This is a genomic window from Pseudomonas sp. CH235 (assembly GCF_004368175.1).
Classification (GTDB): Bacteria; Pseudomonadota; Gammaproteobacteria; order Pseudomonadales; family Pseudomonadaceae; genus Aquipseudomonas; species Aquipseudomonas paraglycinae.
Map to the genome: position 1 here is coordinate 36,706 of NZ_RRZJ01000018.1, position 26,024 is coordinate 62,729.

The following is a 26,024-nucleotide window of genomic DNA, read 5'->3' on the forward strand; positions in this document are numbered from 1 at the left end:
TTGCCAAAGGATCAACCCATGAATCTGCAACTCGATGCCCTGCGCCAGGCCTACCGCAATGGCGACACCACACCGCGGCAATTGCTGCTGGCGCTGCGGGACAAAGCGGCGGCGCTGAACCCGGACTATCACCTGTTCATCCATCTGCTCAGCGCCGAAGAACTGGAACCGTATCTGGCCGCCCTCGACGGTCGCGACCTCGACAGCCTGCCGCTGTATGGCGTGCCGTTTGCGATCAAGGACAACATCGACCTCGCCGGCATTCCCACCACCGCCGCGTGCCCGGCGTTCGCCTATGTGCCGGAGCGTTCGGCGACCATCGTCGAGCAACTGCTGGCGCTGGGGGCGATCCCGCTGGGCAAGACCAACCTCGACCAATTCGCCACCGGCCTCAACGGCAGCCGTTCGCCCTATGGCGCTTGCCCGAACAGCGTGTTGCCGGAGTATCCGTCCGGCGGTTCGAGTGCCGGTTCGTCGCTGGCCGTGGCGCTCGGCGTTGCCAGTTTCGCGCTGGGCACCGACACCGCCGGCTCCGGCCGGGTGCCGGCGGCGTTGAACAATCTGGTTGGATTGAAGGCCAGCAAAGGCCTGATCTCCACCGCCGGCGTGCTGCCGGCCTGTCGCACGCTCGATTGCGTCACCACGTTCACCGCAACGGCGCGGGAAGCCAGTCAGCTACTGGCGCTGACCGCGCGCCTCGATCCACGGGACGAATACAGCCGCAGCAATCCGTCATGGAACGACGGCTCCGCGTTCGGTGCGCCACGGCCGTTTCGCTTCGGTGTACCGCGTGCGCAAGACCTGGAATTTTTCGGCTGTGAAGAAGGCCCGCAGCTGTTCGGCGACGCCATCGACCGTCTGAAAGCTCTGGGCGGTGAAGCGGTCGAGCTGGACTTGTCGCCGTTCCTCGAAGCGGCGCGGTTACTTTATGAAGGGCCCTGGGTGGCCGAGCGCTACAGCGTGGCCGGCGAGTTGATGGAAGAAAATCCCGCAGCGGTGCTGCCGGTGATCCGCGCGGTGCTGGCCAAAGCACCGGCCGTCAGCGGCGTGCAAACGTTCCGTGCGCAATACCGACTGCAAGCGCTGAAAGCCGTTTGCGATAAAGCGCTGGAAGGACTCGACTGCGTGCTCACGCCCACTATCGGTCGTCTGGTGACGCTGGCGGAACTCGACGCCGAGCCGGTGCTGCGCAACGCCGAACTGGGTTACTACACCAACTTCATGAACCTGCTGGATTATGCGGCCGTCGCCGTGCCCAGTGCGGTCATGGACAATGGTTTGCCGTGGGGCGTGACGCTGTTTGGCCGGGCGTTCACCGACCAGTATCTGCTGGGCCTGGCGGACGCCTTGCAGCGCCAGCAGAATCCGGCGCTGCCGACACCAGCGAATCCGGCACGCAATGACCGGGCACGACTGGTAGTCTGCGGCGCGCACCTCGATGGACTGGCCCTGAACTGGCAGTTGCAGCAACGCGGCGCACGCCTGATCGAAGCCACCCACAGCTCGAAGGACTACAAACTCTACGCGCTGGCCGGCGGCCCACCGCTGCGTCCGGGCATGCTGCGCGTGGCGGAGGGCGGCGTGGCAATCGAGGTGGAAGTCTGGGAGTTGCCAAGCCGCGAGCTCGGTTCATTCCTGACCGGCATCCCGGCCCCCCTCGGGCTGGGCAAGGTACAACTGGCGGACGGCCGCTGGGAGAGCGGATTCATCTGTGAACCGTACGGCCTGGAAGGTGCGCTCGACATCAGCCATCTGGGTGGCTGGCGCGCCTACCTCGCCAGCCGCGACTGACCCGAAAACCTGGCAAATCGCCGACCTTCTCTGCTGGAGAGGGTCGGTGAGAGAGAGCGGCGTCTGATTACCCGTCATTTCAGGCACAAATCCCGCAGTTTTTTCCCGGCCATCTCACTAGAATGCTGCCATCGGGTCACTGTCAACGGAATTGCCAATGCCGCTCAGATCTGCGTTTCACTCCCAACGTTCGCTGGTACTGACCCTGATCGCCCTGCTCGGCGCAGGTTTCCTCGCCACCTCCCTGCTCAGCTACTACGCCTCGCGGGCATCGATCCGCGACAACATCGTCAACACCGAACTGCCGCTGACGTCCGACACGGTGTACTCGGAAATCCAGAAAGACCTTGTCAGACCGATCCTGATTTCCTCGATGATGTCCCGCGACACCTTCATGCGCGACTGGGTGGTGAACGGCGAGAAAGACAGCGACCAGATGACCCGTTACCTCGACGAGGTCATGACCCACTACGGCGCCTACACCGCGTTCTTCGTCTCCAACAGCACCCACACCTACTACCACGCCAAGGGCGTGCTCAAGCAGGTGAAAATCGACGAACCGCGCGACGCCTGGTACTTCCGCGTACGCGATATGAAGGACCCGTACGAGATCAACGTCGACCCGGACCTGGCCAACAAAGACAACATGACCTTCTTCATCAACTACAAGGTCTACGACTACAACGATCGCTTCATCGGCGCCGCCGGCGTAGGGCTGACGGTGGACGCGGTGATCAAGCTGATCGACAAGTACCAGCAGCGCTATCAACGCAGCGTTTACTTCGTCGACACCTTCGGCCGACTGGTCTTGACCGGCGCCGAGGGCGGGCCGGAGGGGGCGCCAGTCGGGAAAAGCCTGAACGACCTCGACAGCATGAAAAGCCTGGTCAGCCAATTGCCCAAACCCCACAGCGGCAGCTATGAATATTCCACCCACGGCCAAGGACATTTCCTCAACGTGCGGTTTATTCCAGAGCTGAACTGGTACTTGTTCGTCGACAAACGCGAAGACGGCGCGCTGAGTGAAATCCGCCAGTCGCTCTATCTCAACCTGCTGATCTGCCTGCTGGTGACGCTGATCGTGCTGGCCCTGGTCAATCGATTGATCAAGCGCTATCAGGACAAGATCCACGCTCAGGCCACCCTCGACAGCCTCACCGAACTGCCCAACCGCCGCGGCTTCGACCTGCTCGCCGTGCAAGCGCTGCACGAAGCGCACCGTGAGCCGAAACCGCTGACCGCGCTGCTGCTGGATCTGGATCACTTCAAGGCCTTGAACGACACCTACGGGCACATGGCCGGCGATCAGGTGCTGATCGGATTCGCCCGGGACCTGCAAAGTTGCCTTCGGCATTCCGACATCGTCTGTCGTTGGGGCGGTGAGGAATTTATCGTTCTGCTGAAGGACACCGACGGCGAGACCGGTCAGAAGATTGCCGAGAAGATCCGCCAGCACGTCGAACAGCATGAATATGCCTACAACGGTCACACCCTGAATCTGACGGTCAGCATCGGCGCCACCACCCTGCAACCGGATGACACCTTGCACAGTCTGCTGTCCCGGGCCGATCATGCGATGTACCGGGCTAAACAGACCGGCCGTAACCGCACCTGCGTGGAAATGCCTCACTCGACCTATGCCTGACGCCAAGAACACACCTGACCTCTGCCCGGCCTGCGGCGCCCGCAACGACTGCAGCCTGGCCGACCCGCGCACCGCCGACCGCGCCTGCTGGTGCTACGGCGTTTCCATCGATCCGGCAGTGCTCGAAGCCCTGCCGGCGGAACTGCGCGACCAATCCTGCCTGTGCCCGCGCTGCGCCCAGGTCGAGGCGCAACTGCAAGCGGCCAAGCCGTCGATCCCGTAAGATGCGCGCCCCGCTTCCTGCCGATTGCTGATCATGCGTGTCGACCGTTTCCTCAGTAACCTGCCCCGCTACAACCGCAAGCAGGTTCGCCTGCTGCTGGTGGAAAAGCGCGTGAGCATTGACGGAAAAGTCGTCAGCGATCCCCACAGCGAAGTCCTGGAATTCAGCCGCGTCGAAGTCGACGACGAAGTGCTGCAACCCGGCAAACCGGCGCGCTATTTCATGCTGTACAAACCGCAAGGCTGCGTCAGCGCCACCCGCGACCCCGAACATCCGACCGTGCTCGACCTGATCCACGAGCCGGACAAGGACGACCTGCACATCGCCGGGCGCCTCGACTTCAACACCACCGGATTGATGCTGATCACCAACGACGGCAACTGGTCGCGACGCCTGACCCAGCCGCAGACCAAACTGCCGAAGGTCTATTACGTCGAGACCGAACAGGAGATCGGCCCGGAATATGCGATCAAGTTCGCAGAGGGGATCTACTTCGCCTTCGAGGACCTGACCACCCAACCGGCGCAGCTGCAAGTGCTCGGCCCGCGAACGGCGCGGTTGAGCATCGTCGAAGGTCGTTACCATCAGGTGAAGCGCATGTTCGGCCACTTCAACAACAAAGTGCTGCGCCTGCACCGCGAATCCATGGGCCCGCTGCCGCTCGATCACGCGCTAAAACCGGGCGAGTACCGCGCTTTGCGCACCGAAGAGATTCATTTGTTCTAAGCAGCCGACCGCTCAGCAGAAGTTGTCGAACAATTTACTAACGGCACTTGCGCGATCCGGATCCCCCTGCTTGAATCAGGACGTCGGCCAAATTGTGACCGATGAGTCACACATAACATCCAAGAAACTTTTTGTCGGTAGACAGCCCATCAGGGCTGCGCCTCAGCCGGCAGATTGCCCGCCAATAACAATACCCGTCGACCTGCCGTTCCGGATCGACATGGGCTCCAAAATTCCAGGCATATGCCTACCTGTCACAAAGCTCGTGCAATCTCATTTGCGCGCATACCCGCTTGCTTGCCAGGAGTCTTATGACATGAGGCCAGAAATCGCTGTGCTGGATATACAGGGTCAGTATCGGGTTTACACGGAGTTCTATCGCGCAGACGCCGCAGAAAAGACCATCATCCTGGTCAACGGCTCGATGGCCACGACTGCGTCGTTTGCACAAACCGTGAAAAATCTGCACCCGCAATTCAACGTGGTCTGCTACGACCAGCCCTACGCGGGCAAGTCGAAAGTCCACAACCGCCACGAGAAACATCTGACGAAAGAAGTCGAAGGTCTGATCCTGCTGGAGCTGATCGATCACTTCGCGGCCGAGCACGTTTTGTCGTTCTCCTGGGGTGGCGCCGCGACCATGGTCGCCCTCGCGCATCAGCCTCGGCGCATTGAAAAAGCCGTGATCAGCTCGTTCTCCCCGGTGATCAACGCACACATGCTTGATTACCTCGAGCGCGGCGTCGAATGCCTCGGCCAACGTGACGGCGACCGAGTCGGGCACCTCGTCAACGACACCATCGGCAAACACCTGCCGTCGCTGTTCAAGCGCTTCAACTATCGCCACGTCAGTAGCCTGGCCGAGCACGAATACGGGCAGATGCATTTCCACATCAACGACGTGCTGCACAGCGACCGTCAGTGCTATCTGAATGCGGCGAAGAAAATCAACGTACCGGTGCTGTTCATGAACGGCGAATGGGACGAATACACCGCCGCCGAAGATGCGCGCCTGTTCGGCAACCATGTCGCGCAGAGCACCTTCACCACCCTGCAGGCCACCGGGCACTTCCTCGACATGGAACACAAATCGGCCTGCCGGGACAGCCAGAACGCCCTGCTCGGTTTCCTGAAACCGGCGCAACAGGCCAGCCGAACGCGTTACCAGTTTGTCCAGGATCACCATGCATTGGCCATTTGAAACAGTGTCGTCGCGAGCAAGCCTGCGAGGCTGAGATTCAGCCGTCCTCCAGCCCGCAGCGCTTGCCCGCGATTGACCGATTTCGGCTCTGTTTCAGGACTTTCCGTAGTTCGCGTGCAAAGAAAACTTCAAATCCGTGGCCGAGTCTGGTACAAAGTCAGCCGCTCTGAGCGGGTGTCGTATAATGGCATTACTCCAGCTTCCCAAGCTGATAACGAGGGTTCGATTCCCTTCACCCGCTCCAATCGAATTTATGTCCTGCGTCGTGGTTTGACGGGGGATGCGCAAACAGAAAAAACCGGCCTTGATGGCCGGTTTTTTTGTGTCCGGGATTTGAGTTTTCATTAGTAAATCCAAAGATCGCTACCGTCGAAACAACCCTGCCCCTACTGCTCCATCGTGATCAGCTTATCGCTGCAAATTCCCCATACGCATGATCCTTCTCCGACGGCGAAATCAGGATTAAACCCTCTAAGCTACGCTCCGTATCCAGGCTAAATAAGCTGGTAACCAACCGGAAGAGGGATCGACCATGAACGACACCGCTATCCCCGAGGGCTTCACTCCGCTGACCCGCAGCAGTCCGCTGCTCGACTTGCTTGGCCCGATCTATACCAGAGGCAGTGGCTTGCAACTTGAAATCGGTCTGCGGACAGACTCACGACATGCCAACGGACGGGGCACGTTGCATGGCGGTGTATTGGCGACTTTGGCGGATGTCGGCATGGGTTACGCCATGGCATTCTCCAGCGACCCTCCCCTGCCATTGATCACGGCGAGTATGACCCTGGACTATCTCAGCGCGGTGCAGATCAATGAGTGGCTTGAGGTACGCGTTGAGCACTCCAAAAAAGGACGGCAGCTGGCGTTTGCCACTGTTGGGTTGCATGTCGGTGATCGAATGGTTGCCCGTGCCAGTGCGGTGTTCGCGGTGCCGCAGTAGTATCCCCCCTGCATCCAACCGGTCTTGATGACCGGTTTTTTGTGTCTGGGATGTGGAGCAAGCCGAATGAATCAGAACACACTCAACAATGGTGCACGCGTAACCTCAACTGCAGCTAACTCCATTTAATTGTGAGTTATCCCGACTAAACCGAGATAAGCCCCAAACTGTTGGAGTTAGAAGCAGCCAGCGGTTTCCACCTTCACGCGGGATCAGTCGCGCATTCTGGTCTCAGTCTCGCGTCTGAGACCGGTTCATCCTTGTCGACGCATATATTCCGCAAAAAGTGGGACGGTGAAATTCAAGTAGCCGTGATCTGTGCTGTAGATCATTCCTTTAAAGATTATGTTGGCACGAGTCGGCCCAAGCGATGACTGTGTACGCCCCATCGCTTTCGCAATATCGGCCATTGCATAGGGGCCATCCCCGAGCTCCGACATCGTCTTCACGAACTGCACTTCCGACTTTGTCAGTCGATCAATGCGCACCCTGAAAAAGCCCGCATCAAGAGAAGCCAACGTCTCCGCGTATGAATGGTCCACATCTTCGACTGTGATTTCAGGTCCTTCAGCGTTGTTCCAAGCAGTGGATGCCCACTCTTGAAGGAAGAAAGGATACCCTCTCGTCCGATCAACAATATTGCCAAGTGCTGCGAGTTCGATCGAAGCCTCCTCATCCGCGATTGGCTTCTGAACTGCTTGAATTGCAGATACTTGATCAAGCGCATCAACCGCAGGGTATAGAAAAAGCCGCTCTGCGTAGGATTTTGCTTCGCCTGCCAAACGAGCAACCTGGGGAAGACCAGCACCGACGAGAAGTACCGGCAGCCCTTCTTGAGACATGTGATGGATCGACACAATAAGCGCAGATAAATCTGCTTCGGAAAGGTACTGAACTTCATCAATCAGAAGAATCCAGCCTTTGCCTGCAGCTTGCGCAGCTTGACCTATCACGGCAAAAAGGTCTGGAAGATCGTATTGAAGATCCCCGCTGTCAGCGAATCCTGGCTCCGGTTCGACACCAATCTCCACGCCTGCGATATCGATCTTGAAAATAGAGGCGAAACCGCGCAAACCATTCAGTCCACGGGTCGCAATTTGCTTGGCAGCTTCTACTGCAGAAAGTGAGCGCATGACTTTGCGCATTTCAGGAAAGAGAAGGCGTGCAAGACTTTCACGCTCCGGAGCCTCTACTTTTGAAACGAGAAGTCCCTCTTCCCTCGCAATTTTTCCAATCTCGTTCAGCAGTACCGTTTTACCCGTGCCTCTCAATCCAAGAAGCATGATGGATCGGGCGCTTCGTCCGTTGATGGCTCGCCCACATGAAATCCTGGCTGCCTCAAGGATTGTGTCGCGTCCTGCCAACTCAGGCGGTCTGCTGCCTGCGCCTGGAGCGAATGGATTACGGTATGGATCCATGAAAGCCTCACAAATGCTTGTCTCTACACGAATATATCGTTGTATAGCAGATATCCCTATACACCCTTAGATTTCACTATATTTTGCTATTTATTGGGCTGAACTCTGTCACCCACACAAGCATTGCGTCTGAAATACTGACTCGAATACTCGCCCGATACGGACTTCGACAACACTCGACGCTTTGCAGCCAGGTTGAAATGAAACTAAAAACCGGTCGCGTGACCGGTTTTTTATGCCTGCCAAAACAGCTGCAATTCAGTCCTTCACCTCAACATGATCCAGCGCCTGATTCACCGCCAATTCCCCCAGCATCACCAGTTGCGCAATGCCTATCGCGGTTCTGCGGTGGGCGGGGTCGAGGGTGGCGGCGAAGTTGTTGAGCATCTCGGATGCCGAGCCCAGTGATTCGCTGGCGTTGGCCAGCAGGGATTCGGTGTCGTAGGCAGGGTTGGCGAAGTACATCGGGTCGGGCTGGTTGGTCGTGCCCATGACATGGGCGCCGGGGCAGAGGTAGTGATCGAGGGCGCGGTTGGCAGCGTCGTTGAGTTTTCTGCAGTCATTCGAGACGTACGGGGACGCTGGGTCGGTTTCGACTTCTGGGGGATTCGGGGTTGGCTTGAACATGATTTGATACTCGGTGTGATGGTTAGAGCTGCCCCATTCGGTTCCACGCGAAGGGGTGGCAGCTGTACGCAGGTTGGAACCCGGGCCACCAAGCAAAACCCGACAGACTCTAAGTCTCCCGCGCACAGCCGCCATAACAGAGTGCACACCATCAAGGTGCGCAAGCATACGTCATGAACGACGCTTTGCATTCAGTGAAGTCGCCGGGGTTCCAATCCCGATCGCCGATTCATCAGCGACCCTCACAGGCTAGAGTCCGCACTTCCGACGGACAACCTGAAAACCTTGTGGGAAGGTTCAGTAAACAGGGCCAACTCTTTAAACATCCCGTATCGAAAAACCGCGTTTACAGATCCCCAACACTCCCCCGGTTCTCACACTCGCCACGACCCGCTAGCATTTCCCCATCGCCCACCACCCTCCCCCTGCGCGGCCATCGACGAATACGCGCCATCACGTTTCGAGGGATTCAAAACCGTGGCCTCCGAGCCACCCAAATCAAATTCAAAAGAGCATCAAATCCATGACCCAGAACATCTACGACGACCCCGAGTTTTTCCAGGGCTACAGCCAGATGAACCGCTCCATCGGCGGCCTCGATGCCGCGCCGGAATGGCCGGTGCTGAAAGCCTTGTTGCCCTCCCTGCACGGTTTGCAGGTAGTGGATCTGGGCTGCGGCTACGGCTGGTTCTGCCGCTGGGCGAGCGAAAACGGCGCTGCCCAAGTGCTGGGGCTGGATGTCTCGGAGAAAATGCTCGAGCGGGCGAAGGAAACCACCTCGGCCGCGAACATCCGCTACGAACGTGCCGACCTGGAACACCTCGACTTGCCTGCGTGCACTTACGATCTGGCCTACAGCTCACTGGCCCTGCACTACATCAAGGATCTCTCGGGGCTGTTTAACAAACTGCACGCGGCGCTTAAACCCGGTGCGCATTTTGTGTTTTCCATCGAGCACCCGATCTTCATGGCGCCGCGCAATCCGGGCTGGCTGATCGACAGCGAGGGCCACAAGCGCTGGCCGCTGGACAGTTATCAGATGGAGGGCGAGCGGGTGACCAACTGGCTGGCCGATGGCGTGATCAAGCAGCATCGCACGGTCGGCACGCTACTCAACGCGTTGATAGGCGCCGGATTCACGATTCAACACGTCAATGAATGGGGCCCGAGCGATGCCGAAGTGGCCGCGCAACCGGCGCTCGCTGAAGAGCGTGAGCGGCCGATGATGATGCTGGTCGCCGTACAACGCTGACTCCAAAAGAAAGGGCCGATCAAGTCGGCCCTTTTTCATTTCAACGTGTGGCGACAATGAACAACCGCGGAAACGGCAACAACACCGAACCATCCGCCAGCGCCGGATAAGCCTTCGCAACCTCCGCCAGATATTGCGCCAGATAGTCCGCCCGCTCGGCTTCCGTCAACGGACTGAGAAACGGAATCAGACCGCTACCCTTGAACCACTCGACAACGCCGGAAGCCCCGCCCGCCAACTGATGGTGATAGGTGGTGCGCCACACATCGACCCGCGCGCAATGCGGCCGCAGCATCGAGAAATAAGCACTGGCATCCGCCATTTCCGTCCGCTGCCCCGCCGCACCGGCCAGTTTGCTGGCCCACGGCCCGTTGGCAGCCACCTCACGCATCAACCGATGGGACGGCTCGTTGAGGTTGTCCGGCATCTGAATCGCCAGACTGCCACCCTGCGCCAACTTGCCCGCCAGTGCCGGCAACAACGTCGCGTGATCCGGCACCCACTGCAAAACAGCGTTGGCAAAGATCACATCGAACGGCCCTTCATCGGCCCATTTATCGATGTCCGCCACCTCGAACTGCAACTGCGGCAGACGCTTGCGCGCGGCGTCGATCATGTCCGGCGAACTGTCGAGTCCCTGCACTTTCGCCCCCGGAAAACGCTCCACCAGAAGCTCGGTCGAGTTGCCGGGGCCACATCCGATATCGACCACGGAACGCGCCTCGGCCGTGGGAATCGCCGCCAGCAAGTCGCGGGCCGGGCGGGTGCGTTCATCTTCGAAAGTGACGTATTGCTTGGCGGACCAGGTCATTGCGTTCTCCTGTCGTGGACGTTCTGGCGAAACGTGGAAAAGCGGCTGCCGTCACGATACAGCGATCGTGTTTATCTGCCCTCCCCTACGTAGGTCCGATATCGCCGGGAACGCTGTTTTCGGCCGTGCCCACAGGGACTCAGAAAACTGTAAGTAGAATTTTCCGCCCACCCCCGATGTCTGAATTTCAAGCTCCCCCCAACAAGGAACACGGCCATGAAATTCGCAAAGATTTCGCAAACGCTGGCGCTCTGGGCCGGCAGCCCCAAGACGTTCATGGGGGCTTTGATTCTGATCGGGCTCTGGGGGTTGAGCGGGCCGATTTTCGATTACAACGACACCTGGCAACTGATCATCAACACCTCGACCACGATCATCACGTTCCTGATGGTGTTCCTGATTCAGAACACCCAGAACCGCGACACCGACATCATTCATTTGAAACTCGATGAGTTGCTGCGGGTGAACAAGGAGGCGCAGAACGCGATGCTCGGGCTGGAGTCGCTGGATCTCAAGCAGCTGGAAGCGCTGCGCCGGCATTACCGGGCGATGGGCGAGAACGAGGTGTTCGACCTGGAAGGCCTTGGGGACAAGAGCAAGCCGAAACAGGATCTGAACGACTGTTGAAGAACGCAAAAACGGCGCCATGAGCGCCGTTTTTTTATTGCTGCGGATTTAGCGACTGGCCAGGGCCTTGGCCATTTCCAGATGACTCTGCAGTTTTGGCAGGGTCTCGTCGGCAAACGCCTTGATCTCCGGCACGTCGGTGGTCTGAGCCTCCTGCTGGATCTGCTGAATGGCCTCTTCCGTGGCTTTGACCTGGCTGGCGGCGTAGGCCTGATCGAAACTGGCGCCTTCTTTGACTTCCGGCATCAACGCCTTGGCCTTGTCGGCGACTTCTTCGCGGGGCGCCACCGGCAGGTCCAGTTTCTTGGCGATTTTCGCCAGGTGCTGGTTGGCGGTGGTGCGGTCGTTGATCACGACGATGGTGTAATCCTTGACCTCTTTGGACTCGGCCTTGCTGTGCGCCAGACGACTGGCCTCGATGTCGGCCATGCCTTTGGCCGAGGCTTCGTTGATGAAGTCGGCGGGCGACTGGGCAAACGCGCTGCTGGCGAACAACCCCAGCAGGCTGACAAAACTGATGTGGCGTACTCGGGTGGCCATCCGGCTCATGGTCGCGCCCTCCTTCTTTGCAGATTCAAGCGGGAGCTTGCGCCCCCGCCTCTCAATCAAAACAACCTTCGCCGACTACTTCGATTTCTGAGCAGGCTTGCGGCCCATGTCGGTTTTTGGCTCTTTGTCGACAGTCGTGGTGGTGGTTTTCCCACCTTTGCGACCGGCTTCAGACGCCTTCGTTCGATCGTTGGCGAAGTTTCCCGAGTTCGAGTTTCTTGAGTTAGGCATGATTCTCTACCTCTTGGCATTGATCGTAAGCGAGCAGGTGCCCGCCTAGATTGAGAATTTCCTGACTGCCAAAGGTTTAGAAAAGTTGCCGTCGCCGCGACGAACGGTGAACCGCCAATCAGCTGTCCAGCCTTTTATGATTCTGCCGTTTGGCGGCGTACATCACCTGGTCGGCGTGACGAAACAGTTGCTGTTCCTCATCACCATGCTCGGGATAACGGGCCACGCCGATGCTCGGTTCGATGTGCAGGTTGTGCCCGTCCAGGCGCATGGGTTGCACCAGTACCTGTCGGATTTTTTCCGCGACACTGTCGGCATCGTCGGCGGCGTGGACGCTGTGCAACAGCACCACGAACTCGTCGCCGCCGATCCGCGCCACGGTGTCGGTCTCGCGCACGCAGCCCTTGAGCCGGTTGGCCACCGCCTGCAACAGCATGTCGCCGACCCCATGGCCAAAGGTGTCGTTGACCTGTTTGAAACGATCCAGATCGACGTATAGCAGCGCCATGTGCCCGGCCCGTTCCCGCGCATGGTTCAGCGCAGCCTTGAGCCGGTCGCGCAGCAGTTCGCGGTTGGGCAACTGGGTCAGTTGGTCATACTGCGCCATGCGTCGAAGACGGGCGTGCAGTTGCTGGCGTTCGATGGCAGTGGCGACCTGGGCGCAGACGTATTGCAGCAGTTCCTTGTCGCGCTCGGTATAACGCTCGCCGCCGGGCAGGCTTTTGACGATCAGCGCGCCAATCGTGCGGTCTTTCGAACTCAGCGGCACGCCGAGCCAGCACGGCGATTGCTGTCCGGCCACCAGCGCGGCGAACTCCGGCGGCGCGTGGGGGCAATCCGGGGTCAGCAGGATTGGCTGGCCGCTGCGGATTACTTCCGCACACAGGCGCCCGGTGACGGTGCCGGGTTGTTCCGGTTGCAACTCGTCATCGTCGACGTGATAGGGAAAATTCAGCTGCGCGCAATGTTCGTCGTACAGCGCCACGGAGAAGTTCAGCGCCGGCAGCCACTCGCCGATGATCAGGTGGATGCGCTTGAACAGCGCCAGCAGATCCTCCGCCGCGTGCGCCGCTTCGGAGATCGCGTACAACGCCGCCTGACGGGATTCGGCGAGTTTGCGTTCGGTGATGTCCCGGGCCACGGCGATGCGCAGTTGATCGACCTCCGACCAGCGCGCCGACCACAGAATGTGCACGACGCTGCCGTCCTTGCGTACGTAGCGGTTTTCGAAATTGTGCTTGGGCTCGCCGCCCATGATGTCGCTCGCGGCGGCCAGGGTGCGCTCACGGTCGGCCGGGTAGACGTAGTCAATCATCGACTGGCCGATCAGTTCGTCAGGCGTGTAGCCGAGAATCCGCTCGCAGGCCGCGCTGACAAAAACGAAACGACCTTGCCTGTCGACCGCGCAAACGGCGTCCAGCAACAGATCGATGTAACTCGCCAGCGGCGCGGAATTTCGGCTTTTCATGGTTCAGAAAAGGTGTCCGGACAATGCAGCACTTATCCACCGTCCCTGACCCCGACCTCGCATCCTGCGATCGATTTCAAGCCTTGTTCGGCATCAACCCCGGCAGCGCATGCACCAGCGCGTTGATGGCAAAACCGATGAACATGATCCCGCACAATCGGGTGATCGCCAGTTCATGGCGCTGGTACAACGTACGCACCTGGCGCGCCCCGACGATGCCAATGAGGATAGCGTAGGCGAGCAATCCGCCGAGGAAACTCAAAGCGATCAGCATCGGCAGCATCGACCAGTTGAGCAGTTCGGCGCGGCTCGACAGCAGCGCAGTGAAGGTCGCCACCGCCACCGGGTAAGCCTTGGGGTTGGTCAGGCCGAACAGGATGCCGTGCCAGAACGGCTGACGCGCCGCACCCTGCGGCTGCTCGCCATTACTGCGCTTGGCCCGCACCGCACGCCAGCCGAGCCAGAACAGGTACAGGCCGCTGAGTACGCCGAGCACATCGAACGCGGTACTGCCGATTTCCCGGGCGCCGACAATCGCGATCAGCGCGGTGCTGCACCAGATCACATCGCCCAGCAGATGCCCGCACAGAAACCCCGCCCCGGCCCGTCGTCCTCGCGCAGCGCCGATACCGAACACCGCCAGCACACCCGGCCCCGGCGTGATGCCGTAAATGAAACCCGAGGCCAGCACGGCCATTAGCAACGATGGAGTCATGAAAACCTGCAAGTCCCGGAAAACGTGGCCGCCAGTCTATCCCAGCGGTTTGTGAATATTCACGACTCGTTGAAAAAACGCATCCCCGCATAAGGCTTTTGCCGACACGCGGACAGTCGCGAGGCGAGATCGCCGACGTGGGCTTCGAGTTTGTGCCCGTCCGGGTCGAGGAAGTAGAACGACGCGCCTTCGCTGCGGTTGTCACGCCATTCCTCCACGTTGGCGGCGCGAAGCTGTTGCACAAACAGCGGGAAATCCGCTGCGCCAAGGCTGAAGGCGTAGTGGGTGTAATCGGCGGCGGACTCGGGTTGGCGTTGCGCATCGAGCGACAGGCACAACCACAGGCCCGGGAGCGACAGATAGGCACCGGCGTCCCACGTGGCTTCGACTCGCAGCTTCAGCACGTCGCGGTAGAACCCGAGGCTGCGATCCAGATCGGTGACGGCGAGGGTCAGGTGGTTGAGGCCGGTGAGCATCGGTCAGTAACCTCTGAGGTCTTCGGGGATGAGGTATTGCTTGCCGTCGTAGGTCAGGGTGATTTGGGTTTTCTTCAGTGGGGAATCCTGGGAAACGCATTCCTTGCCGGCCTTGACGGTTTTCATCGCCGTGCCGCTAGAGGTGATGATCAGGTCGGAATAGCCATTGTGGCTGGTCGGGCCGATTTCCACGGTTCGGCGAATTTGCTGACCTTCACCCACACAGTTTTCCAGCCACTCACCGTTATTCTTGTAGACCACCAGGCCATCAAGTACCGGGCGCAGTTTATTACCCTCACGCACATAGAGTGTCAGGTCGGTTTTTTCGTAGGGGATGGCGCTTGAATTGTGCGAGAACTTTGACCGCAGCCCGAACGCGCGAACATCCGGGGCCAGGCGATAGCGAGCGGTATCGACCAGCAGATCGGTGAAACGAATGGCATCGGAATTGTAGGCACCGGGTTTCGCATACGTCGCCAGCGTCTTCCAGTTGCTGGTATCGATGATCGCCAGATCCAGATCAAACACACCGGCATCGTCACTACCAGCATCCGGCACGTAGGTGGATTTGAGGGCAATCGCCTGATCCTTGAAAGCCGGCCATGCCTTGCAACGTGCCATTGACTGGTCGTTGAAATCCTTGGTGACGCAGGAAACCTGGGCCTGGGCTGGAGCGGTGATGGCCAGAAAGCCGAGGGCGATAAGAAGTCGGGTTGGGGTAAACATTGTTCTTCCTTGAAATAAGTCGCGTTGGTTCTGTATCACTCGATCGCCTGGAAACCTTTAGGCAAGACGTACGATTTTCCGTCGTAGTGAAGGGTTGTCAGTTCAGGACTGCTGACACTGATTTTGTCTTCACAAGTATTGCCTTCAACGACATTGGTCGTCCCTGTCGTCTTGGTTTTAATGATCAGATCGGCATAACCATGGGAGCTGGTCTTGGCAATTTCTACCGTTCTGGTTGTCTCATATCGCTCGCCGGCGCAATCACCGTCCCATTCACCCCCGTACTCATAAACCACTAATTGACTGAGCACGGGACGTAACTTTTCACCCTCTCTCACATAAAGAGAGAGGTGCGTTTCTTCAAGCGGGTTGAGGCGAGAGGCATTGGTGAATTGCACGCGAACGCCAAACGCCCGTACCTCAGGGGTGAGCTTGTAGCGCGCGGTATCGAGCGAGAGATCTCGCAATGCCACCCCACCCGAGAAGAAAGCGGAGGCTTGGTGATAAGTGGCAACCGGTTCCGTTTGGTCGCTTTTAATGACCGATAAATTGAAATCATAAGTGCCGCTCGTGCCGGTGCCACCCGGCACGGAGCTGCGTTCAAATTTCGCATCCGCGCTGATGTTCAACCCCGGATACGCCGGCCACTGCTTGCACACGGAGAAATCCAGATCACCGATCACCGGCGCAGGCACACAATCAGCCAGCACCTGCCCCGCCATCAGCGCCCCACAAAGCGCCAGCCCCACAACAACCCCAGACTTCACTGTCACGCCCCGCTCCTTGATGTTTTTTCAGCCGCGCACTATCCCCTGCTCAATTCGCCGATTCAACCAGTTCAACGCCTGATCCCCGCCCCGCCGCTTGTGCCACGCCGATACAAACGTGAACGGCTCTATTTCAAACGGTGGCGGCACGACGATCAGCGATTCGTCATCCACCTCGTTCAACGCCCGCGAAGCCACGGTCAGGATCAGATCCGTGCCGCTGATGAACCGCGGCGCAACGCTCCAGTGCGGCAGGCTGATGGCGACGCGACGGCGTTCGCGCAGGGCGGTCAGGGTGCGTTCGATTTCCGGGGTGCCGCTGCCGCGCATTTCCAGTAAGACATGGGGACGGGAGAGATAGGTTGGCAGGTCGAGAACACCTCCGGCGGGAAGGCCCTGGCGATCCAGGAGGCAGACGTAGCGCTCTTCGAACAGCGGCGTGCTGCGCAGTTCGCCGGGCAATTCGGGGAGTACGCCGGCGGCGAGGTCGATGTCGCCGTTGAGCAGGCCTTCGACCATGCCTTCGCGGCTGGCATGGCTGATTTGCAGGTCGATGCCCGGCGCTTCCGCGCGCAGAGTGCGAATCAGCCCGGGCAGGATGAGCGCCGCGCCGTAGTCCGACATCGCGAGGCGAAAGGTCCGACGGGCGCTGGCAGGATCAAAGGTGTTCGGCGCCAGCAGCGATTGCACCTGAGCCAGGGTTTCGGCCAGCGGTGCCGCCAGCTCCAGCGCCCGCGCGGTGGGCACCAGCCCCGAACCGGCACGCACCAGCAACGGATCACCCAGCAAGTCGCGCAGACGCGCCAACGCATGGCTGACTGCCGGTTGGCTCAGGTGCAGGCGCTCGGCAGCGCGGGTCACGTGCTGCTCGCCGAGCAAGGCGTCGAGGATCACCAGCAGATTGAGATCGATACGGCGCAGATCATTCATTAGGTGCATGTTCCGGATACAAAAACAGAATTTAAATCTGCGCGACGAATACCCTAGAGTCCAGCAAAACCTTGCCGGAGAACGATCATGGGAACGATGCAGTGGGTCGGATTGCTGCTGTTGGCGGTATTTGCCGGGGCGGTGGTGCCGTTTCAGAGTGCGATCAACATCAATCTGGCGCGCGGGTTGGGGCATCCGCTGTGGGCGACGCTGACCTCGCTGGTGGTGAGCGTGCTGGTGCTGTTGCCGGTGATTGTCGCCTTGCGCCTACCGTTGCCGTCGCTGGCCCTCGCCGGCAAGCTGCCGTTGTGGATGTGGACCGGCGGCGCGTTCGGGGTGTGCTTCGTCGCATTGGCGGTGGTGTTGCTGCCGAAGCTGGGGGCTTCGGGATTTCTGGCGCTGGCTTTGGCCGGGCAAATGATCACGTCAATCTTGCTGGATCACTTCGGACTGTTCGGGCTGGTGGAGAAACATCTGACGTTGCCGCGCCTGTTCGGCGCGGTGTTGTTGATGGCGGGAATGGCGTTGATCCAGTTCTCCCCGACGCTGGAAAAGAGCGCCACAGCCGTTGGATAAGGGTTCAAGCGTAGGCTCTCTAGCACCGGACTTGTCGGGCATTTCATCGCTTCACAGCCCGGCAAGGCTTCGCCCTACAAGTAAATCTCCAACAGCCGTCAATGCTATCGGACGCAGCCGATTCTGACCTTGCATAGGTCTCTGTAAAGTCTGGCAACACACACAATTTGCAACACCCCATGGATTGCCCTGCTCAAGGAGAGCTGCCTATGAATCACCTGACGGAATCCGCCAACACTTTCTCCAATTACCGCAAAGTCATCGCTTTGGCAGACCACGATTGGGAGGCCGCCGAAGCCGGAAAAATCGCCGCACTCAACGTCGAGGTCAAAGGCTGCAATCACTTGCTTGATCAGCACGGGCGCCAACTTCATCATTTCTGCACCACCTCCTATCTGGGTCTCGACCACCACCCTGCCCTGCTTGAAGGCGCCATCGCGGCGCTGCGTGAAACCGGGACACTGCGCGTTGCCAATTCGAAAAACCGCTGCAAGCTGGCACTGCTCGATCAGTACGAAAACGAGCTGTCGCAATTGTTTGGCGCGGTGTGTCTGAGCAGTCTGTCCTGCAGCGCCGCGAGCGCCGGGATCCTGCCGCTGCTGGCCAGTGGCGTGTTCACGCACAACCGTCCGCCGGTGATGGTGTTCGACCGCTTGGCCCACTATTCGATGAATCACCTGAAAGCCAGTTGCGCCGACGAAACCCAGGTACTGACCGGCCCTCACAACGACATGGATTTTCTCGAATCGGTGTGCCAGCGCCACACAACCGTCGCCTATATCGCCGACGGTGCCTACAGCATGGGCGGCGTCGCCAATCTGGACGGCCTGCTGTATCTGAAAGAACGTTACGGCCTGTTTCTTTATCTGGACGACTCCCACGCATTGTCGGCGGTGGGCAGCAACGGTGCCGGCCTTGTACGGCCAAGAATGCCGGCACTGGAAGAGGACTGCCTGATCGTCGCTTCGCTGGCCAAATCGTTCGGGGCGAGCGGCGGTCTGGTGATGCTCGGCAATCAGCGGCAGAAGACATTGATCCAGCGTTACGGCGGGCCGAGCAACTGGTCGCAAAGCCTCAATTGCGCGGCCATTGGTGCGGGCCTAGCGTCGATCGAGCTGCATCGCAGTGCAGAACTGAGGGCCTTGCAGGTTCGGCTCCAGGCCAATATTCGCCTGTTCGACAGCCTCTTGAGCACCGAACAGCACGGCAGCTCCATGGCCATCCGCTTGATCAACTGTGGCGACGCCGCCCTGGCCAATCGAATCGCCATTGAACTGGCCGAACACGGTTTTTTCACCAGCGCCGTGTTTTTCCCGGTGGTAGCCCAGGGCAAAGCCGCGATCCGCGTTACGCTGCGCGCCGACATGGAATCGACACTGATCCACCACTTCTGTGATTTGATCACCGACCTGTTAATGACTCACGGTAGCGATCGCCACCGCTGAACCTTCACGGACGACTTATGAACCCCGGCCTCATTCTGCTTATCACCTGCTCCACCGTGTTCCTCGCCCAGTTGGGCATGAGCATTTACCTGCCGGCGCTGCCGCAGATCGCCGGACATTTGCAGGTCGATGCTCCGCAAGTGGCCTGGGGCTTGTCGCTGTACCTGATCGGCATGGCGCTGCCGATGCTGCTCTGGGGCAGTCTGGCCCAGCGCATCGGCCGCAAACCGGTGCTGCTGGCGGCGCTGGGAATTTATGGCGCGGCGAATCTGGCGCTGCCACTGGGTGCGACGCTGGAATCGTTCCTGCTGCTGCGACTGGTTCAGGGGATCGGCGCCAGCGGCATTTCGGTGATGGCGCGGGTACTGATTCGTGACAGCTTTCGGGGCGATCTGCTGGCGAAGGCGTTGTCGTGGATTTCGATTTCGTTCGTTGTCGCGCTCGGGATCGGGCAATACGCCGGTTCGCTCATTCAGGTGACGCTGGGCTGGCAGGCGATCTTTTATCTGCTGGGGGCGGTCAGCCTGTTGATGGCCGCGATTGTCTCGCGCCTGAATTTTCCGAAACTCGTCGAAGCGTCCACAACCGCTTCGCCTTGGGCGGTCTACCGAACGATCCTGATCCATCGGGCGTTTCTTCTGCCGGCGCTCGCGGGCGGTCTGGGTTATGGGGTGATCATCGCGTTCAACAGCGCTGTGCCGTTGATTCTGCAAGGCCCGTTCAACTGGTCGGCGACTGAATATGGGTTGCTGGGCTGGCCGATCAGCGCCGCATATTTTCTGGGGGCGCTGGCGGTCAATCGCTTTGTGCTGCGTACCGGTCAGCACCGGTTGATGACACTGGGGGTCGGGCTGGTGATGGCCGGCACTGGCGTGATGCTGGCTGGCAGCCTGTTGGCCAGCTCGATGGCCTGGCTGCTTTGGCTGCCTTACTGCGTCGCCGTGTTCGGTCAGTCGCTGAACTATCCGATCAGCCTGTCACGGGCCAACGATGGCGCGCCGATCGCCGGCGCTTACGCGATGGCCCTGAGCGGTTTCATCCACCAATTGATGGCCGCACTGATCGGTGCGGTGGCCAGCCTGCTCGCCAGTCCGCAGGCATGGCCGCTGTCGATGCTGTGCTGCGTTCTTGCATTGGGCGCGGTGCTCTGCACGAGGTTCACGCCCGATCGCCAGCCCGCTTAAAACGCGCTGCGGAAAATCTCCTCGATCTGCCGCTGATCCGCGGCGCGCGGATTGGTAAAGCCGCAGGCGTCTTTCAGGGCGTTGGCGGCGAGCACCGGGATGTCGGTGCACTTGGCGCCCAGATCACGCAGGCCGCCGGGAATCTCCACGTCTCTAGCCAAACAACGGATCGCATCAATCGCGGCTTTTGCGCCCTCCTCCGGACTGAACCCGCGAATATCGGCGCCCATGGCGTGGGCCACGTCAGTGAGGCGGTCGGCGCAGACCAGCGCGTTGAACGTCTGCACATGCGGCAACAACACCGCGTTGCACACCCCGTGAGGCAGATCGTAGAAACCGCCCAACTGGTGCGCCATCGCATGCACGTAACCGAGGGACGCATTGTTGAACGCCATGCCCGCGAGGAACTGCGCGTACGCCATGTTTTCCCGCGCGGCCAGGTCGCTGCCGTCGCGCACGGCCAGACGCAGGTTGTTGCTGATCAGGGTCATGGCCTTCAGCGCGCAGGCGTCGGTGATCGGGTTGGCGGCGGTGGAAACGTAGGCTTCGATTGCATGGGTCAGTGCGTCCATGCCGGTGGCGGCGGTCAGGCCTTTCGGCATGGCGACCATCAGCGCCGGGTCGTTGACCGACAGCAGCGGCGTGACGTTGCGGTCGACGATGGCCATTTTCACGTGGCGGGTTTCGTCGGTGATGATGCAGAACCGGGTCATCTCGCTGGCCGTGCCGGCGGTGGTGTTGATGGCGATCAGCGGCAGTTGTGGCTTGGTCGATTGATCGACGCCTTCGTAGTCACGGATCTGCCCGCCGTTGGTGGCGCACAACGCGATGCCCTTGGCGCAGTCGTGTGGCGAGCCGCCGCCAAGGGACACCACGAAATCACAGTGGCTGTCCTTGAGCAGCGCCAGCCCGGCCTCGACGTTGGCGATGCTCGGGTTCGGTTTAGCGCCGTCGAAGATCACTGAATCGATGTCCTGCATCGCCAGTTTCTCGGCAATCATGGTCGCCACGCCAGCCCTGGCCAGACCGGCGTCGGTGACGATCAGCGCCTTGCGAAAACCGTAGTTGCGGATCGCATTCATCGCTTCGTCGAGGCAGCCGCTGCCCATGATGTTTACCGCGGGAATGAAAAAGGTGCTGCTCATGGCGCGTCTCCTGGCTGGGGCCGAATCGACGCTTGCAATTCGGCGGGTGCGCAAAGGATCGACCGATCGGTCACGGCGGATGTTGATCTGGCTCAATGCCCGCTCGTGATAAAGTCGCCGTCCATCTGCCCCTTTGTTTTGAGACGTGCCCTGCAATGAGCGATTTTCTGGATGTCGACGCCACCCTCGAAGACTGGAACGCGTTGCGCGCCACCACCGACTTCAGCGGTCTGCTGCTGGGCAACGGCGCCAGTCGCGCGGTGTGGGACGATTTCGGCTACGACTCGCTGTTCGAAAACGCCCGCACGGTGGAAGAAAAGCCCCTGAGCCCGTCGGAACTGAGCGTGTTCGACGCGATGCAGACACGCAGCTTCGAGCAGGTGCTCGGCGCGCTGAAAACCACCAGCCGGGTCAACAAGGCTTTGGCCGTCAGCTCGGCCGCGCCGCGCAACCGCTACTACGCGATCAAGGAAGCGCTGATCAACACCGTGCACGCGGTGCACATCCCGTGGCGGCTGATCGAAGCCTCGACTTTGGCGACCCTGAACAGTGAACTGGCGAGCTATCGCACGGTGTTCACCACCAACTACGACCTGCTCAATTACTGGGCCCTGCAACATCAGGGCGAGGTGATCGACGACCTGTTCAACGGCCCCGATGCGAGTTTCGATTTGTGCGAAAGCCACACTGAAAAACCGCGTCTGCTGTACCTGCACGGCGGTCTGCATCTGGTGCGCAATCAGGACGGCACCGCGCGCAAACTGACCGCCACCGAGGGCACGCTGCTCGGCAGTTTCGCGATCAACAACACGATCAAGACACTCGACGACGTGCCGCTGTTCGTCAACGAAGGGCCGAGCGCCGACAAGCTCAAGACCATCCGCAGTTCCGATTACCTGTCGTTCTGCTACGACCAGTTACTCGGTCACGGCGACAACCTGTGCATCTTCGGCCACGCCCTCGCCGAACAGGACAGTCACCTCGTGCGCGCCCTGCGTCTGGCGAAACCGAAGACCGTGGCGATCTCGATCTACCCGCGCAGCGCGGCGTTCATCCAGCACCAGAAGCGGCACTACGCGAAGCTGTTCGAGGGCACGGGCGTCGAGTTGCGGTTCTTTGATTCCAAGAGCCATGCGCTGGGGAATCCGAAGCTGTCGGTGCCGGTCGAGGTCTGATCACTCCTCGCTGCTGTGCACCACCACCAGCAACTGTGCCTGCACCTCGCCCACTGAGCGGATGCGATGGGGTTTCTGCGCATTGAAGTGCAGCGCATCGCCCCGCTCCAGCAGCACCCGTTCGTTCACGAAGTCCACTTCGACTCGACCTTCGTGGACGAACAGAAACTCCTCGCCCAAGTGTTCCTTGAAGGTTTTGTCAGTGAATTCGCTCGGCGGGTAAATGATGAACGGCAGCAGGCTGCGCTCGCTGACCTGATGAGCCAGCACCGCGTAGCCTGGGCTGTGGTCGTTGGCCGCCAGCGACTGGCGTTCGTGGCTGCGCACCAGGCTGTAGCTGTCGAGGCTGACGTTGTCTTCGGAGAACAGCTCTTCGACTTTCACGTTCAGCGCCTTGGCCAGTTTCAGCGCGGCGGCAATCGACGGCGTGTTCAACCCGCGCTCGACCTTCGACAGGTAACTCTTGGTCATGCCGGATTTCTCGGCCAGCGCCTCAAGGGTTACGCCAAGTTTTTTTCTCAATAATTTCAAACGGATAGACATGCGAAGCGATTAATCCAGCAAAGGAAAGACGATTTGTCCTTGCCAATGACACAAAGTGTCATATAGCCTCTTAAGTGTCATCCATGGCAACCACCACAGGACACGGATATGGCGAAGACATTAGCACTACCCAAAGACGAACTGGTCAAGCAAGCGCTGACCCAGATGCAAAAAAGCCTGGCGGATAATACGTGGACAGACCGGCAAAAGCTGGCCCTGACCTGCCGGATCCTGTTCGAGAACGGCCACGATTCGGGCCTCGCCGGGCAGATCACCGCCCGTGGCCCGCAGCCGGGCACTTACTACACTCAGCAACTGGGCCTGGGTTTCGACGAAATCACCGCGAGCAATCTGCTGCTGGTCAACGAAGACCTGGAAGTGCTCGAAGGCCACGGCATGGCCAACCCGGCCAACCGTTTCCACAGCTGGGTGTACCGCGCCCGGCCGGACGTGAACTGCATCATCCACACTCACCCGACGCACATTGCCGCGCTGTCGATGCTGGAAGTGCCGCTGCAGATTTCCCACATGGACCTGTGCCCGCTGTACGACGATTGCGCGTTCCTTGAAGGCTGGCCGGGTGTGCCGGTGGGCAACGAAGAAGGCGAGTTGATTGCCGGGGCCTTGGGCGACAAACGGGCGATCCTGCTTTCCCACCACGGGCAGCTGTCGACCGGCACGACCATCGAGGAAGCCTGTGTCATCGCGCAACTGATCGAACGCGCCGCCAAACTGCAATTGCTGGCAATGGCCGCCGGGACGATCAAGCCGATCATCCCCGAGCTGGGTCGCGAGGCGCATGACTGGGTGTCGAAACCCAAGCGCCACGCCGCAGCCTTCAACTACTACGCCCGGCAGAACCTGCGTCAGCACGCCGATTGCCTGAACTGAACACCTCATCCTTGCGGAGCACTCTTATGTCCAATATTCACGGCATCATCGGCTACACCATCACCCCGTTCGGCGCCAACGGCGAAGGCGTTGACCTGCCGGCCCTCGGCCGCTCCATCGACCGTCTGATCGCCGGCGGCGTCCACGCCATTGCGCCACTGGGCAGCACCGGCGAAGGCGCCTACCTGAGCGATGCGGAGTGGGACCAGGTCGCCGAATTCAGCATCAAGCACGTCGCCAAACGCGTGCCGACCGTGGTCAGCGTGTCCGACCTGACCACCGCCAAAGCGGTACGCCGCGCCCGTTTCGCCGAAGCCCATGGCGCCGACGTAGTGATGGTGCTGCCGACGTCCTACTGGAAGCTGACCGAGGCGGAAATCCTCGCCCACTACCGCGCCATCGGCGACAGCATCGGCGTGCCGATCATGCTCTACAACAACCCGGCCACCAGCGGCACCGACATGTCGGTGGAGCTGATCCTGCGCATCGTCAACGGCGTGGAAAACGTGACCATGGTCAAGGAGAGCACCGGCGACATCCAGCGCATGCACAAGCTGCAACTGCTGGGCGAAGGCCGGGTGCCGTTCTACAACGGCTGCAACCCGCTGGCGCTGGAAGCCTTCGCTGCTGGGGCCAAAGGCTGGTGCACGGCGGCACCGAACCTGATCCCGCAGCTCAACCTGGATTTGTACGAAGCCACACTGGCAGGGGATCTCGGCAAGGCGCGGGAGCTGTTCTACCGCCAGTTGCCGCTGCTGGACTTCATCCTCAAGGGCGGTTTGCCGGCGACGATCAAGGCCGGTCTGCGACTCACCGACCTGGAAGTCGGCGATCCACGCTTGCCGGTGTTCCCGCTGAGCGAGGCCGGGCGTAATCAGTTGCAGGCCATTCTCAAAAGCCTGAACTGATTTCAAGGTACACACCAACCCTGTGGAAGCGAGCTTGCTCCCACAGGGTTTTGTGTTGGATTCAAAGCACCGGCAGTGTCTTGTCCTTGATCACTTTGGACGGCCCGTTGGTCTTGACGCTGGCGATGCCTTTGGCACACGCCGCGTCCGATGAATAGGATTCGCTGCTGCCGATGATCTGGTGATTGGCCGCCTTGAGGTTGAAGTAGGGGTGGCCGTCCTTCGTCGATTTTTTCTCGTAGCGGTCATCCAGCGGGCTGTTGGTCTGCACCGAGGCAATGCCGTTTTCGGCGGCCGTGCGTGTGGTGTACAGCTCGCTGGTCAGAATGGTTTCGGCATTCGCCGCTTTCAGCACGAACCTGTACTGACCGCTGCTGCTTTTGCTCAACTCATACCATCCGGACATGGTGTTTCTCCTTATCGATGTGTCACAGGGTGATTTTAGTCCCAAGCAAACCAAGGAAACCGGCCAGCCATTTCGGGTGCGCCGGCCAGGCGGGCGCGGTGGCCAGGTTGCCTTGGACATGGCCGTCCGTGACCGGGATGTCGATGTAGGTGCCGCCGGCCAGCCGCACTTCCGGGGCGCAGGCCGGATAGGCGCTGCACTCGCGACCTTCGAGAATCCCCGCCGCCGCCAGCAGTTGCGCGCCGTGACAGACAGCGGCAATTGGCTTGCCGGCCTTGTCGAAAGCTCGCACCAGTTCGAGGACTTTTTCGTTCAGCCGCAGGTATTCCGGAGCGCGTCCACCGGGCACCAGCAGTGCGTCGTAATCCTTGGCATCGACCTTGGCGAAATCGAAGTTCAGGGCGAACTGGTGACCGGGCTTTTCGCTGTAGGTCTGGTCGCCTTCGAAATCGTGGATCGCGGTGCGCACGGTCTTGCCGGCAGCTTTATCCGGGCACACGGCATGCACGGTGTGCCCGACCATTTGCAGAGCCTGGAACGGCACCATCACTTCGTAGTCTTCGACGTAATCGCCGACCAGCATCAGAATCTTTTTCGCGGCCATGGACAGGACTCCTCTGGTGAA

General features: G+C 60.1%; 29 protein-coding genes and 1 tRNA gene. 15 read left to right on the forward strand and 15 right to left on the reverse strand.

Translation table 11 applies throughout. The features are described 5' to 3' along the window. The first annotated feature begins 18 nt into the window (after positions 1–18). The 7 genes from atzF to EIY71_RS18610 all read left to right on the forward strand — a co-directional run bounded on the left by atzF (position 19) and on the right by EIY71_RS18610 (position 6,529). Positions 19–1,791 (forward strand): allophanate hydrolase, encoded by a 1,773-nt coding sequence (gene atzF / locus EIY71_RS18580; protein WP_134022646.1) that lies wholly within the window; start codon positions 19–21, stop codon positions 1,789–1,791. A gap of 157 nt (positions 1,792–1,948) precedes the next feature. Then, the gene (locus tag EIY71_RS18585; RefSeq protein WP_134022648.1) at positions 1,949–3,436 is read left to right on the forward strand and encodes a sensor domain-containing diguanylate cyclase; all 1,488 of its coding nucleotides are present in this window, start codon (positions 1,949–1,951) and stop codon (positions 3,434–3,436) included. Next, positions 3,429–3,659: a cysteine-rich CWC family protein gene (locus tag EIY71_RS18590; RefSeq protein WP_102685950.1), complete on the forward strand. Its 231-nt coding sequence runs from the start codon at positions 3,429–3,431 to the stop codon at positions 3,657–3,659. The genes EIY71_RS18585 and EIY71_RS18590 overlap by 8 nt, the downstream gene beginning before the upstream one ends. Positions 3,660–3,692: 33 nt before the next feature. After that, entirely contained in the window at positions 3,693–4,385 is a 693-nt protein-coding gene (locus EIY71_RS18595; RefSeq protein ID WP_134022650.1) for a pseudouridine synthase, read from the forward strand. Positions 4,386–4,701: 316 nt separating this feature from the next. After that, positions 4,702–5,586, forward strand: coding sequence for an alpha/beta fold hydrolase (locus EIY71_RS18600; RefSeq protein ID WP_134022652.1), 885 nt, complete (start codon positions 4,702–4,704; stop codon positions 5,584–5,586). Positions 5,587–5,756: 170 nt separating this feature from the next. After that, positions 5,757–5,830: transfer RNA gene (locus tag EIY71_RS18605), tRNA-Gly, on the forward strand. Between the two features lie 288 nt (positions 5,831–6,118). After that, positions 6,119–6,529: a PaaI family thioesterase gene (locus tag EIY71_RS18610; protein WP_039772722.1), complete on the forward strand. Its 411-nt coding sequence runs from the start codon at positions 6,119–6,121 to the stop codon at positions 6,527–6,529. Positions 6,530–6,783: 254 nt separating this feature from the next. Here EIY71_RS18610 and EIY71_RS18615 read toward each other — a convergent pair whose 3' ends face one another. Next, the gene (locus EIY71_RS18615; protein WP_134022654.1) at positions 6,784–7,947 is read right to left on the reverse strand and encodes an ATP-binding protein; all 1,164 of its coding nucleotides are present in this window, start codon (positions 7,945–7,947) and stop codon (positions 6,784–6,786) included. Positions 7,948–8,205: 258 nt separating this feature from the next. Next, positions 8,206–8,574, reverse strand: coding sequence for a DUF6124 family protein (locus EIY71_RS18620; RefSeq protein ID WP_134022656.1), 369 nt, complete (start codon positions 8,572–8,574; stop codon positions 8,206–8,208). A gap of 523 nt (positions 8,575–9,097) precedes the next feature. Here EIY71_RS18620 and EIY71_RS18625 point away from each other — a divergent pair. Beyond that, the gene (locus tag EIY71_RS18625) at positions 9,098–9,826 is read left to right on the forward strand and encodes a bifunctional 2-polyprenyl-6-hydroxyphenol methylase/3-demethylubiquinol 3-O-methyltransferase UbiG (RefSeq protein ID WP_102717501.1); all 729 of its coding nucleotides are present in this window, start codon (positions 9,098–9,100) and stop codon (positions 9,824–9,826) included. Positions 9,827–9,866: 40 nt separating this feature from the next. Here EIY71_RS18625 and tam read toward each other — a convergent pair whose 3' ends face one another. Continuing rightward, positions 9,867–10,637, reverse strand: coding sequence for a trans-aconitate 2-methyltransferase (gene tam, locus EIY71_RS18630; RefSeq protein ID WP_134022658.1), 771 nt, complete (start codon positions 10,635–10,637; stop codon positions 9,867–9,869). A 216-nt stretch (positions 10,638–10,853) separates the two neighbouring features. On the opposite strand from tam, the gene EIY71_RS18635 reads away from it, so the two are divergent. Continuing rightward, positions 10,854–11,264, forward strand: a complete 411-nt coding sequence (locus tag EIY71_RS18635) for a low affinity iron permease family protein (RefSeq protein ID WP_102685907.1) — start codon at positions 10,854–10,856, stop codon at positions 11,262–11,264. Positions 11,265–11,312: 48 nt separating this feature from the next. Here EIY71_RS18635 and EIY71_RS18640 read toward each other — a convergent pair whose 3' ends face one another. From EIY71_RS18640 to EIY71_RS18675, 8 genes are all read right to left on the reverse strand, one after another. Further along, complete coding sequence (locus EIY71_RS18640) at positions 11,313–11,813, reverse strand: DUF4142 domain-containing protein (protein ID WP_134022660.1); 501 nt, start codon at positions 11,811–11,813, stop codon at positions 11,313–11,315. Positions 11,814–11,888: 75 nt separating this feature from the next. Beyond that, the gene (locus EIY71_RS18645) at positions 11,889–12,044 is read right to left on the reverse strand and encodes a KGG domain-containing protein (RefSeq protein ID WP_077045875.1); all 156 of its coding nucleotides are present in this window, start codon (positions 12,042–12,044) and stop codon (positions 11,889–11,891) included. A gap of 118 nt (positions 12,045–12,162) precedes the next feature. Next, positions 12,163–13,512: a bifunctional diguanylate cyclase/phosphodiesterase gene (locus tag EIY71_RS18650; protein WP_134022662.1), complete on the reverse strand. Its 1,350-nt coding sequence runs from the start codon at positions 13,510–13,512 to the stop codon at positions 12,163–12,165. 76 nt (positions 13,513–13,588) lie between these two features. Next, positions 13,589–14,227 (reverse strand): LysE family translocator, encoded by a 639-nt coding sequence (locus EIY71_RS18655; RefSeq protein ID WP_007957940.1) that lies wholly within the window; start codon positions 14,225–14,227, stop codon positions 13,589–13,591. 59 nt (positions 14,228–14,286) lie between these two features. Continuing rightward, positions 14,287–14,703 carry a fosfomycin resistance glutathione transferase gene (fos, locus tag EIY71_RS18660; protein ID WP_134022664.1) on the reverse strand — a complete coding sequence of 139 codons (417 nt, stop codon included), beginning with the start codon at positions 14,701–14,703 and terminating at the stop codon, positions 14,287–14,289. A 3-nt stretch (positions 14,704–14,706) separates the two neighbouring features. Then, positions 14,707–15,429 (reverse strand): hypothetical protein, encoded by a 723-nt coding sequence (locus EIY71_RS18665; RefSeq protein ID WP_134022666.1) that lies wholly within the window; start codon positions 15,427–15,429, stop codon positions 14,707–14,709. 35 nt (positions 15,430–15,464) lie between these two features. Further along, positions 15,465–16,202, reverse strand: coding sequence for a hypothetical protein (locus EIY71_RS18670; protein WP_134022668.1), 738 nt, complete (start codon positions 16,200–16,202; stop codon positions 15,465–15,467). Positions 16,203–16,223: 21 nt separating this feature from the next. Next, entirely contained in the window at positions 16,224–17,135 is a 912-nt protein-coding gene (locus tag EIY71_RS18675) for a LysR family transcriptional regulator (RefSeq protein ID WP_178083784.1), read from the reverse strand. A 78-nt stretch (positions 17,136–17,213) separates the two neighbouring features. Here EIY71_RS18675 and EIY71_RS18680 point away from each other — a divergent pair, with 78 nt between their 5' ends. The 3 genes from EIY71_RS18680 to EIY71_RS18690 all read left to right on the forward strand — a co-directional run bounded on the left by EIY71_RS18680 (position 17,214) and on the right by EIY71_RS18690 (position 20,331). Beyond that, a complete protein-coding gene (locus EIY71_RS18680) occupies positions 17,214–17,702 on the forward strand; it encodes a DMT family transporter (protein ID WP_129972886.1) in 489 nt (162 codons plus the stop codon). Positions 17,703–17,911: 209 nt separating this feature from the next. Beyond that, positions 17,912–19,147 carry an aminotransferase class I/II-fold pyridoxal phosphate-dependent enzyme gene (locus EIY71_RS18685; protein WP_102717492.1) on the forward strand — a complete coding sequence of 412 codons (1,236 nt, stop codon included), beginning with the start codon at positions 17,912–17,914 and terminating at the stop codon, positions 19,145–19,147. 17 nt (positions 19,148–19,164) lie between these two features. After that, positions 19,165–20,331: an MFS transporter gene (locus EIY71_RS18690; protein WP_134022672.1), complete on the forward strand. Its 1,167-nt coding sequence runs from the start codon at positions 19,165–19,167 to the stop codon at positions 20,329–20,331. Here the strand turns inward: EIY71_RS18690 and yiaY are convergent. Then, positions 20,328–21,476 (reverse strand): L-threonine dehydrogenase, encoded by a 1,149-nt coding sequence (yiaY, locus tag EIY71_RS18695; RefSeq protein ID WP_102685897.1) that lies wholly within the window; start codon positions 21,474–21,476, stop codon positions 20,328–20,330. The genes EIY71_RS18690 and yiaY overlap by 4 nt on opposite strands. 155 nt (positions 21,477–21,631) lie before the next feature. Here yiaY and EIY71_RS18700 point away from each other — a divergent pair, with 155 nt between their 5' ends. Then, positions 21,632–22,651 carry a DUF4917 family protein gene (locus EIY71_RS18700; RefSeq protein WP_134022674.1) on the forward strand — a complete coding sequence of 340 codons (1,020 nt, stop codon included), beginning with the start codon at positions 21,632–21,634 and terminating at the stop codon, positions 22,649–22,651. Here EIY71_RS18700 and EIY71_RS18705 read toward each other — a convergent pair whose 3' ends face one another. Continuing rightward, on the reverse strand, positions 22,652–23,194 hold the full coding sequence (locus tag EIY71_RS18705) for a helix-turn-helix domain-containing protein (protein ID WP_085747256.1): 543 nt from the start codon (positions 23,192–23,194) through the stop codon (positions 22,652–22,654). A 108-nt stretch (positions 23,195–23,302) separates the two neighbouring features. On the opposite strand from EIY71_RS18705, the gene EIY71_RS18710 reads away from it, so the two are divergent. After that, entirely contained in the window at positions 23,303–24,085 is a 783-nt protein-coding gene (locus tag EIY71_RS18710; RefSeq protein WP_007957912.1) for an aldolase, read from the forward strand. A 26-nt stretch (positions 24,086–24,111) separates the two neighbouring features. Continuing rightward, a complete protein-coding gene (locus EIY71_RS18715; RefSeq protein WP_085747258.1) occupies positions 24,112–24,993 on the forward strand; it encodes a dihydrodipicolinate synthase family protein in 882 nt (293 codons plus the stop codon). Positions 24,994–25,054: 61 nt separating this feature from the next. On the opposite strand, the gene EIY71_RS18720 is transcribed toward EIY71_RS18715, so the two are convergent. Then, on the reverse strand, positions 25,055–25,399 hold the full coding sequence (locus tag EIY71_RS18720; RefSeq protein ID WP_134022676.1) for a YegP family protein: 345 nt from the start codon (positions 25,397–25,399) through the stop codon (positions 25,055–25,057). A 22-nt stretch (positions 25,400–25,421) separates the two neighbouring features. Further along, positions 25,422–26,003 carry a DJ-1/PfpI family protein gene (locus EIY71_RS18725; protein ID WP_007957909.1) on the reverse strand — a complete coding sequence of 194 codons (582 nt, stop codon included), beginning with the start codon at positions 26,001–26,003 and terminating at the stop codon, positions 25,422–25,424. Positions 26,004–26,024 lie beyond the last annotated feature (21 nt).

Coding starts and splice junctions, on each gene's coding strand:
- atzF (WP_134022646.1), top strand. CDS start 19: ATGAATCTGCAACTCGATGCCCTGCGCCAGGCCTACCGCAATGGCGAC.
- EIY71_RS18585 (WP_134022648.1), top strand. CDS start 1,949: ATGCCGCTCAGATCTGCGTTTCACTCCCAACGTTCGCTGGTACTGACC.
- EIY71_RS18590 (WP_102685950.1), top strand. CDS start 3,429: ATGCCTGACGCCAAGAACACACCTGACCTCTGCCCGGCCTGCGGCGCC.
- EIY71_RS18595 (WP_134022650.1), top strand. CDS start 3,693: ATGCGTGTCGACCGTTTCCTCAGTAACCTGCCCCGCTACAACCGCAAG.
- EIY71_RS18600 (WP_134022652.1), top strand. CDS start 4,702: ATGAGGCCAGAAATCGCTGTGCTGGATATACAGGGTCAGTATCGGGTT.
- EIY71_RS18610 (WP_039772722.1), top strand. CDS start 6,119: ATGAACGACACCGCTATCCCCGAGGGCTTCACTCCGCTGACCCGCAGC.
- EIY71_RS18615 (WP_134022654.1), bottom strand. CDS start 7,947: ATGGATCCATACCGTAATCCATTCGCTCCAGGCGCAGGCAGCAGACCG.
- EIY71_RS18620 (WP_134022656.1), bottom strand. CDS start 8,574: ATGTTCAAGCCAACCCCGAATCCCCCAGAAGTCGAAACCGACCCAGCG.
- EIY71_RS18625 (WP_102717501.1), top strand. CDS start 9,098: ATGACCCAGAACATCTACGACGACCCCGAGTTTTTCCAGGGCTACAGC.
- tam (WP_134022658.1), bottom strand. CDS start 10,637: ATGACCTGGTCCGCCAAGCAATACGTCACTTTCGAAGATGAACGCACC.
- EIY71_RS18635 (WP_102685907.1), top strand. CDS start 10,854: ATGAAATTCGCAAAGATTTCGCAAACGCTGGCGCTCTGGGCCGGCAGC.
- EIY71_RS18640 (WP_134022660.1), bottom strand. CDS start 11,813: ATGAGCCGGATGGCCACCCGAGTACGCCACATCAGTTTTGTCAGCCTG.
- EIY71_RS18645 (WP_077045875.1), bottom strand. CDS start 12,044: ATGCCTAACTCAAGAAACTCGAACTCGGGAAACTTCGCCAACGATCGA.
- EIY71_RS18650 (WP_134022662.1), bottom strand. CDS start 13,512: ATGAAAAGCCGAAATTCCGCGCCGCTGGCGAGTTACATCGATCTGTTG.
- EIY71_RS18655 (WP_007957940.1), bottom strand. CDS start 14,227: ATGACTCCATCGTTGCTAATGGCCGTGCTGGCCTCGGGTTTCATTTAC.
- fos (WP_134022664.1), bottom strand. CDS start 14,703: ATGCTCACCGGCCTCAACCACCTGACCCTCGCCGTCACCGATCTGGAT.
- EIY71_RS18665 (WP_134022666.1), bottom strand. CDS start 15,429: ATGTTTACCCCAACCCGACTTCTTATCGCCCTCGGCTTTCTGGCCATC.
- EIY71_RS18675 (WP_178083784.1), bottom strand. CDS start 17,135: ATGCACCTAATGAATGATCTGCGCCGTATCGATCTCAATCTGCTGGTG.
- EIY71_RS18680 (WP_129972886.1), top strand. CDS start 17,214: ATGGGAACGATGCAGTGGGTCGGATTGCTGCTGTTGGCGGTATTTGCC.
- EIY71_RS18685 (WP_102717492.1), top strand. CDS start 17,912: ATGAATCACCTGACGGAATCCGCCAACACTTTCTCCAATTACCGCAAA.
- EIY71_RS18690 (WP_134022672.1), top strand. CDS start 19,165: ATGAACCCCGGCCTCATTCTGCTTATCACCTGCTCCACCGTGTTCCTC.
- yiaY (WP_102685897.1), bottom strand. CDS start 21,476: ATGAGCAGCACCTTTTTCATTCCCGCGGTAAACATCATGGGCAGCGGC.
- EIY71_RS18700 (WP_134022674.1), top strand. CDS start 21,632: ATGAGCGATTTTCTGGATGTCGACGCCACCCTCGAAGACTGGAACGCG.
- EIY71_RS18705 (WP_085747256.1), bottom strand. CDS start 23,194: ATGTCTATCCGTTTGAAATTATTGAGAAAAAAACTTGGCGTAACCCTT.
- EIY71_RS18710 (WP_007957912.1), top strand. CDS start 23,303: ATGGCGAAGACATTAGCACTACCCAAAGACGAACTGGTCAAGCAAGCG.
- EIY71_RS18715 (WP_085747258.1), top strand. CDS start 24,112: ATGTCCAATATTCACGGCATCATCGGCTACACCATCACCCCGTTCGGC.
- EIY71_RS18720 (WP_134022676.1), bottom strand. CDS start 25,399: ATGTCCGGATGGTATGAGTTGAGCAAAAGCAGCAGCGGTCAGTACAGG.
- EIY71_RS18725 (WP_007957909.1), bottom strand. CDS start 26,003: ATGGCCGCGAAAAAGATTCTGATGCTGGTCGGCGATTACGTCGAAGAC.